Below are 12868 nucleotides of genomic sequence, written 5' to 3'. Positions count from 1 at the left end.
CCACATAACAAGGTGGTGATACAGTAACGCATTTTTATGATAAGTAAATAAGAAAAATGATAAAAATCCCACCGCACTTAAATTAGCCATTTTTGAATAACGCTGGTGATGCTATAATCTTGCACTATTTTTCAGCAGAGATCAGGAAAGAATATGATACGAATTGGACACGGGTTTGATGTACACGCCTTTGGTGGGGCGGGGCCGATTATTATTGGTGGTGTCGCGATACCTTATGAGAAAGGCTTGCTGGCACACAGCGATGGCGATGTGGCATTGCACGCATTAACAGATGCATTGCTCGGTGCGGTGGCGTTAGGGGATATTGGGAAATTATTCCCAGATACCGATCCACAATATAAAGGGGCAGACAGCAAGGGATTACTACAAGAAGCTTATCGTCAAGTGCAGGGCAAAGGCTATAAAATCGGCAATGTTGATATTACCATTATTGCTCAAGCACCGAAAATGCGTCCGTATATTGATAATATGCGTGCGGCCATTGCACAGGTGTTAGATTGTGAAATAGAACAGGTGAACGTAAAAGCCACTACCAGTGAAAAACTCGGTTTTACCGGCCGTGGTGAAGGCATTGCTTGTGAAGCTGTCGCTTTGCTATTGAAGGCTTAATTTATGCAAGAACTCGCCTTTTTATACAATCCCCCCGAACAACACGCTCACTTAAAAGCGGAATGTGCTGATTTTATCGTGAAAGAAGAATTGGGCTATGAAATGGCTGGTGAAGGGGAATTTGTCGCTCTTTATGTGCGTAAAACCGATGCCAATACCCTTTTCGTTGGTGAAAAATTAGCTGAATTTGCGGGAATTTCGCCACGTAATATGAGCTATGCCGGCTTAAAAGATCGCAAAGCCATTACTGAGCAATGGTTCTGTCTGCATATGGCGGGGCAAGAAACGCCTGATTTTAGTCAATTTCATTTAGACGGCGTGGAAATTCTTAAAGTAACAAGGCATAACCGAAAAATTCGGACAGGCAGCTTGGACGGTAACCATTTTGAGATTTTATTGCGTGGCGCACAACAAACTGACGATTTAAACCTGCGATTAGAAAATCTGAAGCAGTTAGGGTTTCCTAATTATTTTACCGAACAACGTTTTGGCCGTGATGGGCATAATCTCACACAAGCAATGCGTTGGGCAAAAGGTGAAATTAACGTGAAAGATCGTAAAAAACGAAGCTTCTACTTATCTGCCGCACGGAGTGAAATCTTTAATTTGGTGGTTTCAGATCGTATTCAGCAACAACTTACGCAAGCTATTTTATTCGGTGATATTGTGCAATTAAATGGCTCACACAGTTGGTTTACGGTGAATGAAGCAGAGGATCTTGAGCAATTAAAAGTGCGGTTAAAAAATCAAGATATTTTACTAACCGCCCCATTGGTTGGAGAACATATTCAAGCGGCGAATGCGCGTGAAATGGAGATTGTTCAGCAACATCAAGAGATCTTAAATTTAATGCATAAAGAACGAATGAAACCAAGTCGCCGTCCCTTATTGATATGCCCGCAATTCTTAGATTGGGCATTTTTGCCTGAAGGATTGAAATTAACCTTTTATTTACCAGCAGGTTGCTATGCCACGGCATTGATTCGTGAATTAATACAGATTATTGAATAAGGAATACAATGAATATTTTATTATCAAATGATGATGGCATTCACGCTGAGGGAATTAAAACCCTTGCCACCGAATTACGTAAAATTGCACAGGTTACCGTTGTTGCACCAGACCGCAATCGTAGTGCCGCTTCAAGTGCGCTAACCCTAGTAGAACCATTACGCCCAATGAAATTAGATAACGGTGATTACTGCATTAATGGCACACCCGCTGATTGTGTGCATTTAGCCTTGAACGGTTTTCTTTCAGGACAAATCGATCTTGTTGTATCAGGTATTAATGCAGGGGTGAATTTAGGAGATGATGTGCTTTATTCGGGGACAGTGGCGGCAGCTTTTGAAGGTCGCCATCTCGGTTTACCGGCTATTGCCGTTTCATTAGATGGTCGCCAACACTATGAAACAGCAGCGCGTATTGTCTGTGAACTTGTACCGAAATTGCACAATCAGTTAGTAAAAAGCCGTGAAATTCTGAATATTAACGTGCCTGATTTACCTTACGACAACATTAAAGGAATCAAAGTCTGCCATTTGGGCTATCGTGCAGCGGCTGCAGAAGTCATTAAACAACAAGATCCCCGTGGTGAAGCCATTTATTGGATTGGTCCTGCGGGTTTAGCAGAAAATGAACAAGAAGGTACAGATTTTCACGCAGTGAAAAATGGCTATGTGTCTATTACACCGATTCAAGCGGATATGACCGCTTATCATTCGCTCCAATCTTTACAAGATTGGTTAAAAAGTGAATAATATTCCGCTTTGCAAATTATTGAGGGTATGCCATTGAAAATATTTGGTGCGATGTACGATAAAGTGATGCAGTGGTCGGTTCATCGCTATGCGACGGCGTGGTTGATTTTTACCAGCTTTATCGAATCCATTTTTTTTCCTGTTCCCACTGATGTGATGCTTGTACCAATGGCAATGAATCGCCCTAAACAAGCCTTAAAGTTGGGAATTTATACCGCGATTGCCTCTGCACTCGGTGGCGTAGTGGGCTATGGATTGGGTTATTATGCTTTTGATTATATTCAAGAATATATTATTAAATGGGGCTATCAATCTCACTTAGACACAGCGATGTCTTGGTTTAAACAATGGGGAATTTTAGTGGTGTTTATTGCTGGATTTTCCCCTATTCCCTATAAAGTGTTCACTATTTGTGCGGGCGTAATGCAAATGGCATTTTTACCATTTTTAATTACATCAACGATTTCTCGTGCTGCACGTTTTATTTTAGTGGCGAAATTAGCCGCTTGGGGCGGTCAGAAATTTGCGCATAAATTACGTCAATCCATTGAATGGATTGGCTGGGTAGCAATTGTTATTGCTATATTAATTTACTTAATACTTAGGTAAGGTTTATAAAAATGAAAAAATTTATTTCACTACTATTTATGTCGTTGCTGTTAGGAGCCTGTACCTCTCAGCCTCCATCTTTTAATAAGGATACTGATTCAATTACTCCAGTTTCGGGAAGCGAAGAATTTGAGGAAGTTCCAACTGTACCTTATACTGAGAAGGAATCTATGCCTGAATTTACTGATTAATAAAGGAACAATAATGAAAAAATCTTTTTTACTTTTGCCTATTACGATGGCGGTATTATCAGCTTGTTCATCCACTTCACCTGCACCGGTAGAAAATGCCGATGGTGCGTTACCACCGGGAACGATGCAACCGGTAGATAGCAATGCTGGTAGCACTTGGGAACCCCAAATTCAGCAACAGAGTATGCCGGCTACAATGACTGCACCTGTTGCGCCACAACCCACTTATCAAGCACCTCAAGTACAGGCACCACAAATACCACAACCAGTCAATCAAGCGGTGCAACAAAGCAAAAAAGCGGTGGCAAATACCACTGCGAAAGCAAAACAAGTTTCACAAAACTTTGAGATTCCGCGTAACCCAGAAACCAATGCCCCTGATTACAGTAAAATTGATAAAGGCTTCTACAAAGGGAACACTTACACCGTTCGCAAAGGCGATACAATGTTCTTGATTGCTTATATTTGTGGGCTTGATGTGAAAGAACTGGCGGCGATGAATAATATGTCTGAACCTTATACCTTAAGTGTTGGACAAACCTTGAAAGTCTCTAATGAAACCGCCCCTGTCGCGACCAATACTACGCCAAGTACGGCTAAACCGGTGGAAAAACCTGCTCAACCTGCAGTTACTTACACGCCGGGGCCAAATGGTACACAATATGGTTCTGATGGTTCGATCATCGGGCCGATTAAATCTTCGGTCGGTACTCCTTCATCAACGCCAATCGTTTCTGCACCAGTTAAAACACAGCCTGTTGTGCAACCGGTTTCTTCTACCCCAATTGCTTCAAATGTGGCTTGGCAATGGCCAACCAATGGCAAAATTGTACAAGGGTTCTCTAGCGCTGATGGCGGAAATAAAGGCATTGATATTAGCGGTTCACGTGGACAGGCAGTTAATGCGGCAGCGGCTGGTCGCGTAGTATATGCAGGTAATGCATTGCGCGGTTACGGTAACCTTATCATTATTAAGCACAATGATGATTATTTGAGTGCTTATGCACACAATGAAAGTCTTTTAGTGAAAGATCAGCAAGAAGTGAAAGCCGGACAGCAAATTGCGAAAATGGGGAATTCTGGCACAAATAGCGTGAAACTTCATTTTGAAATTCGCTATAAAGGCAAGTCTGTTGATCCTATTCGTTATTTACCGAGACGTTAATGATGAAAAAACTTGCTGCATTATGCTTTAGTACCACGCTGACCTTAGGCTGTACCGCCCATTCAGCAAACCACCTTTTAGGCGGTGACGTTGATGAAAAAGGCTGTATTTCCTCTGCTGGTTATCATTGGTCTGAATTAAAACAGCAATGTGTTCAACCTTTTGATATTGCCGATCTTCACTTTACCGATCCTGAAGATTCGACCCTCGCTATCTATGTGATTTTGGCACAAGATCAAGGTAAAGCAGAGGTTTTTTCTGCACATTCAACGCCTAATTTGATCCTTGATGCAGTAAAAGGTGGCTATACGGCAAAAGATAAAAGTCTCAGCATTATAAAAACCACGCAAGGGTGGGAACTGAAAAAACGTCCTACTCGTTAAAAATAAAAAGTGCGGTGGAAAATTTTGTAAAATTTACACCGCACTTTGATCTGCCTCCCAAAAACTGGACACCTAATTAGAGATGCAGATTATGTCCTATCCTTATCAATTTCGTTTAGAAATTATTAAACAAGTCACCGAACAGGATGTCGGTATCCGAGAAGTGGCTAAACGTTATCAGATTTCTCATTCTCTTGTGATTAAATGGTTAAAAGCCTTTCACGAAAAGGCTTAGAGGGGGGTAAAATCCCCCTTTATTCAACCTAAAAGAGTTAAGCCCAAAATGAAGAAAAAAGAGATTAAGATTCCTGAACCCCACAGATTTATCCCCTAAAGCCGTTAAAAAATTGCAACGTGAGCTGGCTCTCGCCCGTGCAGAGATTGCTTATTTAAAAAAGTTGGAGGAATTAGACCGGCAAAAACGACGGCAGAAAAAATAGCCGCCATTCACGATTTAAAGCAAACGCACGCGTTAGATGATTTACTGAACGCGGAAAATGGCGCACTCTACCTTTTATTATCAAGAAGTTAAGCGCGATTACTCGGTAGAAAAAGCGGCAATATTCTCGCTGTATCAAGCGAGTCAACAGCGAGATGACTACCGCCCTTTAACGTTCAAATTACGTCAAATCGGGTTTATGTTGAATCATAAAACCGTACTGAAATTAATGAGGGTGTTGCAAATTCAGTCGATTGTTCGCCAGAAAAGGCACGGAAAGCGAGGTAAGACGGCTTTGATTGCGCCAAATGTGCTGAATCGTGATTTTACTGCGACAAAACTGAATTAGAAATGGGTGACGGATGTGACCGAATTTCATATTGGGCGGGAGAAGCTGTATTTTTCAGTGTTAATAGATTTGGCGAATCTCGAAATTATCGCCTATCAGTTTGCGAGGCGCCCCAATTTTCCTTTGGTAAAAAAGATGCTGGAGCAAGGGTTAAGCCAATTAATTGCGACGGATTGCCCCATTATTCACAGCGACCAAGGCGTTCTTTATCGTACAAACGCTTGGCGAAAAATGCTGGAGGGGCGCGCGATACCGAGTATGAGCTGACGCGGGAATTGCTATGATAATGCGGTGATTGAGCGTTTCTTTGCGATTTTGAAATCCGAGTGTTTTTATACGCGTAGCTATACGTCGATAGCAGAATTGCAAGCTGAACTTGAGAAATATGTGGTGTATGACAACCAAAAGCGTATTAAAATGGCGTTAAAAGGACTGAGTCCTGTTCGATACAGAACTCAGTATTTATAGTTTAACAACCTGTCCAACTTTTTGGGGGCAGATCACTTTTATTTAGATTTAAGCATAATACATTTCAAATTCCACTGGATGTGGGGTCATATTTAAACGTTCTACTTCTTTACGTTTCATTGCAATAAAGGCATCCACAAATTCTTTACTGAATACGCCACCTTGGGTTAAGAAGCCATAATCTTGTTCGAGGGCATTTAATGCTTCTTCTAACGAACCTGCAACCGCAGGAATTTCTTTTAATTCTTCTGGTGGAAGATCATAAAGGTTTTTATCCATTGCATCGCCAGGGTGAATTTTATTCACAATACCGTCTAATCCAGCCATTAATAATGCTGAGAAAGCTAAGTATGGGTTCGCCATTGGATCTGGGAAACGAGCCTCAATACGAATTGCTTTCGGGCTAGTTACCGCCGGAATACGAATTGAAGCTGAACGATTACTTGCTGAATAAGCCAATAATACAGGCGCTTCAAAGCCCGGTACCAAACGTTTATATGAGTTGGTTGAAGGGTTAGTAAAGGCATTTAATGCTTTAGCGTGTTTGATAATGCCACCAATGTAGTAAAGTGCGGTTTCAGAAAGCCCTGCATATTTGTCGCCTTGGAAAATATTTTTGCCGTCTTTACTTAAAGACATATTACAGTGCATACCTGATCCATTATCGCCTGTGATTGGTTTTGGCATAAAACAGGCGGTTTTGCCGTGTTCTAATGCGACATTTTGTACGACATATTTATAAATTTGGGTTTCATCCGCTTTTAGGGTAAGTGAGTTAAATTTGGTCGCGATTTCATTTTGTCCTGCGGTCGCCACTTCGTGGTGATGCGCTTCAACGACTAATCCCATTTCTTCTAAAATCAAGCACATTTCAGAGCGAATATCGTGCGCGGTATCATTTGGTGCAACGGCACAGTAACCGCCTTTGGTTAGGGGACGATAACCATTGTTGCCCCCCTCATAGGCTTTATTCGTATTCCAAGCACCCTCAATATCATCTACAACATAAGAATTACCATTCATTGCTGAGCCAAAACGCACATCATCAAATAAGAAAAACTCAGGTTCTGGGCCGAAAAAGACATCGTCTGCAATACCTGTTGAACGCATATAATTTTCTGCACGGATTGCAATAGAACGTGGATCACGATCATAGCTTTGCATTGTGGTGGGTTCATAAATACTGCAGCGAAGGGATAAGGTTGGAATTTGTGCGAAGGGATCAACTACGGCGGTTTCAGCAATTGGCATTAATAACATATCCGCTTTATTAATCGCTTTCCAGCCTTCTACCGAGGAGCCGTCAAACATTTTACCATCCTCAAATAAGTCTTCATCAATGAGACTAACTGGTAAAGATACGCCGTGCTCTTTTCCTTTTATATCCGTAAAACGTAGAAGAACGAATTTAATGTCATTTTCTTCAATTAATTTAAACACATTGGCAACGGCCGCTTCATTTGACATAGTGATAATCCTCATAAATATGATTGCTAGAGTTGAGATAATGGGTGTGCAATGCACGTTGGCTAAAATATCACATCACTTGCAAAATTCAAGGGGCGAGTGAGATTTTAATTTTACTCAAGTGCGGGGAAAAAATTCGACATTTTTACACCGCACTTTATAAAATGCTCTCCAAAAGACAGCACACCACTTATTTCTAATTATTCATAGCTCACGTGGACAAAACGTTGTATAATCTGCAACCTTTTCGTGCAATCTTGCGAATAAGATTGCATATTATTCAAACATCATTATTGATAACAAAAGACTTTTCAAATGACAGATACCATTGATATTAACAAATTGCGTAACATCGCAATTATTGCTCACGTTGACCACGGAAAAACGACCCTTGTTGATAAATTATTACAACAATCAGGCACCCTTGAAGCAAGCCGTGCGGACGCGGATGAGCGTGTAATGGACTCCAACGATCTTGAGAAAGAACGTGGCATTACCATTCTTGCAAAAAATACCGCAATTAACTGGAACGATTACCGTATAAATATTGTTGATACCCCGGGACACGCTGATTTTGGCGGTGAAGTAGAACGCGTGCTTTCTATGGTGGATAGCGTATTACTCGTTGTTGATGCCTTTGACGGCCCGATGCCACAAACACGTTTTGTTACCCAAAAAGCCTTTGCTCACGGGTTAAAACCCATTGTGGTGATTAATAAGGTAGATAGACCGGGCGCGCGCCCTGATTGGGTGGTGGATCAAGTCTTCGATCTTTTCGTCAATCTTGGGGCAACAGATGAACAACTTGACTTTCCAATTATTTACGCCTCAGCATTAAATGGCGTAGCGGGCTTAGAACACGAAGAGCTGGCAGAAGATATGACGCCATTATTTGAAGCCATTGTAGAACACGTTGAACCACCAAAAGTCGAGCTTGATGCCCCATTCCAAATGCAAATTTCACAGCTTGATTATAGCAACTATGTAGGCGTAATTGGCATTGGGCGTATCAAACGTGGTAAAGTCAAACCAAATCAAGCGGTTACCATTATTGACAGTGAAGGTAAAACACGTAATGGCAAAATTGGTCAAGTATTAGGGCATTTAGGCTTACAACGCTATGAAGAAGATCTTGCGCAAGCGGGCGACATTGTGGCAATTACCGGATTAGGTGAACTCAATATTTCCGACACCATTTGCGATGTGAACAATGTAGAAGCCTTACCAGCATTAAGTGTTGATGAGCCGACAGTAACAATGTTCTTCTGCGTAAACACCTCGCCATTCTGTGGAAAAGAAGGGAAATTTGTTACCTCTCGCCAAATTTTAGAACGCTTAAACAAAGAGCTTGTACATAATGTGGCATTGCGTGTAGAAGAGACCCAAAACCCTGATGAATTCCGTGTTTCAGGACGTGGTGAATTGCACCTTTCTGTGTTAATTGAAAATATGCGCCGTGAAGGCTATGAGCTTGCGGTATCTCGTCCAAAAGTTATCTTTAAAGAAGAAGACGGTCGTAAACAAGAGCCATTCGAGCAAGTTACCATTGATATTGAAGAACAACATCAAGGTGCGGTAATGGAAGCCTTAGGTATCCGTAAAGGTGAAGTGAAAGATATGATCCCAGACGGCAAAGGACGTACCCGTTTAGAATATATTATCCCAAGCCGTGGTTTAATTGGTTTCCGTAATGAATTTATGACGATGACCTCAGGAACAGGGCTACTCTATTCCACATTCAGCCATTATGATGACGTAAAAGCCGGTGAAATCGGTCAGCGTAAAAATGGTGTATTGATTTCAAATGGTACAGGGAAAGCTCTTGCTTATGCACTATGGGGCTTACAAGAACGTGGTAAACTGATGATCGATCACGGTGTGGAAGTGTATGAAGGTCAAATTATTGGTATTCACAGCCGCTCAAACGATCTCACAGTAAACTGCTTACAAGGGAAGAAACTCACCAATATGCGAGCTTCAGGAAAAGATGATGCGATCGCCTTAACCACACCAGTACGTTTCTCTCTTGAGCAAGCCATTGAGTTTATTGATGACGATGAATTAGTGGAAGTAACCCCAACTTCAGTACGTATTCGTAAAAAATTACTGACTGAAATGGAACGCAAACGTGCTAGCCGTACCACAACCAGTACGAGTACGCATTAATGAAATTATTTTTTAACCGTACCAAAGTGTGATGGAAAATAATCTGTTTTCAAAAGCTTAGGTTTATTGCGTTAATGTGCTGAGTTCTCAATTCAGGAGGCTCAGCACTTTTTTAGCTTACGCTATAATTAATGGATAAGATGGGGATAAAAAATGATGGAAAATGCCTTACATTCAATATAAAAAATCTATGGGGCTGAAGTTAATATTTGGCGATCTTAATCTTAAGGCATAAATCTGTACCTTAATCTGCGGATTATTTAGTTCAACTTTTGAGGTACAGATCATTTTACACCGCTCTTTTAGAAATTATTTCACTGCTTTCAATAATTCATCAGCAGCTAAAATCCCTAAATTATTTGATGCTAATGGGCTATCACCAGTAAGCAATTTACGATCTTTATGAACTTGTCCTGTGATGCCTTCATTCATAATTTTCACACCTAATTTAGCTAAATTTTCACCCACTAACCATTGTAATTTACCCGGCATATAACCAATTGCTTGGTTTGCACCTTCATCTAATGCATCAGGGAAAACACAAAGCTCATAGCCTTTAAATGGAAAATCTTCTGCTTTTTCGCCGACACCTGCTGCTAGCAAAGAAGCTGGTCCGTGACATAAAGTAATCACGTGTTTATCTTTCGCTAATGCCCAATCTAATACTTTCTTCACCTCTTTACTGTGTGGCACACCAGCTAATACACCGTGACCTCCCGGGATAAATACGGCGATATAAGGTGAATTTTCAGCCAATACCTCAGGTAAAATCTCTTCTAATTTTTTAGGATTCACTAATTTTGGCAAATATTGATTATATAAATCCATAACGGCTTTGTCTTCTTCTGGCATTGCCCAAATTTCTAATTTCACAGGGTTACCTGATAACGTTGCCACATCAATTTCAAAACCAGCGTGGTGCATATGCAACATCGGTAATAACATTTCAACGGGGTGGTTACCTGTTGAGAATAATTTGCCGTTTTGCATTTCAATATAGCGTTCATCAGTACCAATCATTAATACTTTGTGTTTACCGCCCGTATATGGTTTATCGAATTTGAAGCCATCGAAATCCGTTTTTTTGCTGGTATATTGGGTTAAAGAATATTCTGATGGGAAGAATGCATTGTGTTCAGCGCGATCTGCTACTGGATTTTTACTTAAATCTGTCATTATTTACTCTCCAAAAGTATTTATATTGTATAAAGTTCACAATGAAAAACCGTTTTAGCGTTTTTTCTGGCGTGCATTTTACCCCTAGATAATTGGGTTGAAAAGGAATAAAATTGGAATAGACTATTCGCAAAAAAGGAATAATATGAATAAACTTGATGCGCTTCGTTATTTTAGTGTCGCGAGTGAAACCTTAAATTTTCGTGAAACAGCACAACGGCTTGCCGTATCGCCACAAGTGGTAACACGCATAATAGCCGAGCTAGAAAATCTGCTAGGCGAACCCTTATTTCAACGTAATACACGTAGCATTAAACTGACAGAATTTGGCGAACAGTTTCTCCCTCAAGCACAACAATTATTAGCAGATAGCGAACGATTGTTTTCTTCACAAAAAATTAATGATAAAGCAATGCAAGGCATTGTGAGAATTACTCTGCCACCAATGCCTTATAACGATCAACTTTTGTATGAATTATTGCTTGCCCTCGAGCCTTATCCTGATTTGGTGATTGATTGGCGTGTATCCTTAGATAAGCTAAAAACGATTGATGATCAAATTGATATTGGGTTGCGCGTATGCCTTGAACCAGAACAAGATTGGATTGCTCATCACATCTTTACTATACAAGAAAAAATTGTTGCTTCGCCAAAATTATTACAGCGTTTAGGAACACCTGAAAATCTGCAAGATCTTGCATTAAACTACCCACTCAGCGGTTTGATCAACCCCAAACTTAAACGTATTTGGCACTGGCAAATTAACTCTCAACAACATTTTATTCCAACCCACCCAAAATTTTTGGCCTCTGATATGTATAGTGAATTACAATCCGCCTTAGTTGGACGCACTTGCTCACAGTTAATTGATATTTTATGCCAACCTTATATTGAGCAAGGAAAATTAGTAGAGCTTTTCCCTGAAATAGAAAAACAAAAATGGCAACTTTATTTATATCGACCTTATCAAAGTGTGGTGAGTGAGCGAGTATTATTTGTTTTTGAAAAATTAAGTACTATTTTAAAAAGTATTGTCCATCAGATAGAAATGAAAAAAAGCAAATAAAATAAAAAGTGCGGTAAAAAATAAAGCCATATTTTTCAATATGGCTTTATTCCTTTTAATATTTAGATAAATACTTGATTTGGTGCGAGATAACCTTGTGGTACTTGCTGTTTATCTTCAAAGGTAACAAACTCCCACGCCTCTTGATCTTCAAGCAAGGCTCTTAATAATTTATTATTTAAACCGTGTCCTGATTTATAGGCTTTGAAATCGCCAATGATGTTATAACCACACATATATAAATCACCAATCGCATCTAACATTTTATGACGAACGAGTTCATCTTTAAAACGTAAACCATCTTCATTTAAAATGCGATAATCATCAAGCACGATCGCGTTATCTAGGCTACCACCGAGTGCTAAACCTTGTGATTGTAAATATTCGATGTCTTTCATAAAACCAAAGGTTCTTGCACGGCTAATCTGTTGCACGAATGCTTGAGCTGAAAAATCCATCACATAATTACGCACATCTTTGCTAATCGCTGGATGATTAAAATCAATGGTGAAATCCAGACGGAAACCATTATAAGGTTTAAATTCTGCCCATTTATCACCATCTTCTACGCGAATTGGCTTTTTCACGCGAATAAATTTTTTCGCGGCATTTTGTTCTTCAATACCAGCATCTAATAAAAGATAAATAAATGGGCTAGCACTACCGTCCATAATTGGAATCTCAGGTGCGTCCACCTCAATAATCACATTATCAATCCCTAATCCTGCTAATGCGGCATTTAAATGCTCAACCGTGGAAATTCTAATTCCTTCTTCATTTATCAAGCAGGTACAAAGCATCGTATCACGCACTGCATTGGCGTTGGCAGGGAAAGTTACTGGCGGATTTAAATCCGTACGGCAATAAATAACACCGGTATTTGCCATTGCTGGGCGTAAAGTTAGTGTGACTTTGTTTCCACTATGTAACCCAACACCCGTTACTTTAATACTTTGTTTTAAGGTTCTTTGTTTAATCATAATATTTCCTAAATCCATT

Annotated in this window: 14 protein-coding genes and 2 pseudogenes; 13 read left to right on the top strand and 3 right to left on the bottom strand. The window is 40.2% G+C overall.

Annotation, left to right across the window (positions count from 1 at the left end; translation table 11 throughout):
* The first annotated feature begins 153 nt into the window (after positions 1-153).
* From ispF to L5B83_RS05380, 11 genes and pseudogenes are all read left to right on the top strand, one after another.
* Complete coding sequence (gene ispF / locus L5B83_RS05430) at positions 154-630, top strand: 2-C-methyl-D-erythritol 2,4-cyclodiphosphate synthase (RefSeq protein WP_265777818.1); 477 nt, start codon at positions 154-156, stop codon at positions 628-630.
* 3 nt (positions 631-633) lie between these two features.
* Complete coding sequence (gene truD / locus L5B83_RS05425; RefSeq protein ID WP_265777817.1) at positions 634-1641, top strand: tRNA pseudouridine(13) synthase TruD; 1008 nt, start codon at positions 634-636, stop codon at positions 1639-1641.
* A gap of 8 nt (positions 1642-1649) precedes the next feature.
* Complete coding sequence (gene surE / locus L5B83_RS05420; protein ID WP_265777816.1) at positions 1650-2390, top strand: 5'/3'-nucleotidase SurE; 741 nt, start codon at positions 1650-1652, stop codon at positions 2388-2390.
* A gap of 33 nt (positions 2391-2423) precedes the next feature.
* Positions 2424-2999, top strand: coding sequence for a YqaA family protein (locus tag L5B83_RS05415; RefSeq protein ID WP_265777815.1), 576 nt, complete (start codon positions 2424-2426; stop codon positions 2997-2999).
* An 11-nt stretch (positions 3000-3010) separates the two neighbouring features.
* Positions 3011-3190: a hypothetical protein gene (locus tag L5B83_RS05410; RefSeq protein WP_265777814.1), complete on the top strand. Its 180-nt coding sequence runs from the start codon at positions 3011-3013 to the stop codon at positions 3188-3190.
* A 13-nt stretch (positions 3191-3203) separates the two neighbouring features.
* A complete protein-coding gene (gene nlpD, locus L5B83_RS05405) occupies positions 3204-4355 on the top strand; it encodes a murein hydrolase activator NlpD (protein WP_265777813.1) in 1152 nt (383 codons plus the stop codon).
* On the top strand, positions 4355-4738 hold the full coding sequence (locus L5B83_RS05400) for a hypothetical protein (protein ID WP_265777812.1): 384 nt from the start codon (positions 4355-4357) through the stop codon (positions 4736-4738). Before nlpD ends, L5B83_RS05400 begins: the two co-directional genes overlap by 1 nt.
* 91 nt (positions 4739-4829) lie before the next feature.
* Positions 4830-5178, top strand: a pseudogene (locus L5B83_RS05395) (transposase).
* A gap of 57 nt (positions 5179-5235) precedes the next feature.
* Positions 5236-5526, top strand: coding sequence for an IS3 family transposase (locus L5B83_RS05390; RefSeq protein WP_265777811.1), 291 nt, complete (start codon positions 5236-5238; stop codon positions 5524-5526).
* Between the two features lie 6 nt (positions 5527-5532).
* Entirely contained in the window at positions 5533-5793 is a 261-nt protein-coding gene (locus tag L5B83_RS05385) for a DDE-type integrase/transposase/recombinase (protein WP_326938360.1), read from the top strand.
* Positions 5794-5808: 15 nt separating this feature from the next.
* Positions 5809-5994: pseudogene (locus L5B83_RS05380) on the top strand (IS3 family transposase); the annotation flags it as partial.
* A gap of 48 nt (positions 5995-6042) precedes the next feature.
* Here the strand turns inward: L5B83_RS05380 and glnA are convergent.
* Positions 6043-7461: a glutamate--ammonia ligase gene (glnA, locus tag L5B83_RS05375; RefSeq protein ID WP_250363554.1), complete on the bottom strand. Its 1419-nt coding sequence runs from the start codon at positions 7459-7461 to the stop codon at positions 6043-6045.
* Positions 7462-7776: 315 nt separating this feature from the next.
* Here glnA and typA point away from each other — a divergent pair, with 315 nt between their 5' ends.
* On the top strand, positions 7777-9627 hold the full coding sequence (gene typA / locus L5B83_RS05370) for a translational GTPase TypA (protein WP_250349522.1): 1851 nt from the start codon (positions 7777-7779) through the stop codon (positions 9625-9627).
* A gap of 309 nt (positions 9628-9936) precedes the next feature.
* On the opposite strand, the gene hchA is transcribed toward typA, so the two are convergent.
* Positions 9937-10803, bottom strand: a complete 867-nt coding sequence (gene hchA, locus L5B83_RS05365) for a glyoxalase III HchA (protein WP_250349644.1) — start codon at positions 10801-10803, stop codon at positions 9937-9939.
* 145 nt (positions 10804-10948) lie between these two features.
* Here hchA and L5B83_RS05360 point away from each other — a divergent pair, with 145 nt between their 5' ends.
* On the top strand, positions 10949-11869 hold the full coding sequence (locus L5B83_RS05360) for a LysR family transcriptional regulator (protein WP_250349643.1): 921 nt from the start codon (positions 10949-10951) through the stop codon (positions 11867-11869).
* A gap of 62 nt (positions 11870-11931) precedes the next feature.
* Here L5B83_RS05360 and lpxC read toward each other — a convergent pair whose 3' ends face one another.
* Positions 11932-12849, bottom strand: a complete 918-nt coding sequence (gene lpxC, locus L5B83_RS05355; protein ID WP_250349642.1) for a UDP-3-O-acyl-N-acetylglucosamine deacetylase — start codon at positions 12847-12849, stop codon at positions 11932-11934.
* Between the last annotated feature and the right edge of the window lie 19 nt (positions 12850-12868).

The sequence above is a fragment of the Avibacterium sp. 21-599 genome (assembly GCF_026226765.1).
GTDB lineage: Bacteria > Pseudomonadota > Gammaproteobacteria > Enterobacterales > Pasteurellaceae > Avibacterium.
Note: the sequence above shows the minus strand (reverse complement) of the source record. Positions and strands in the feature narration are given on the sequence as shown.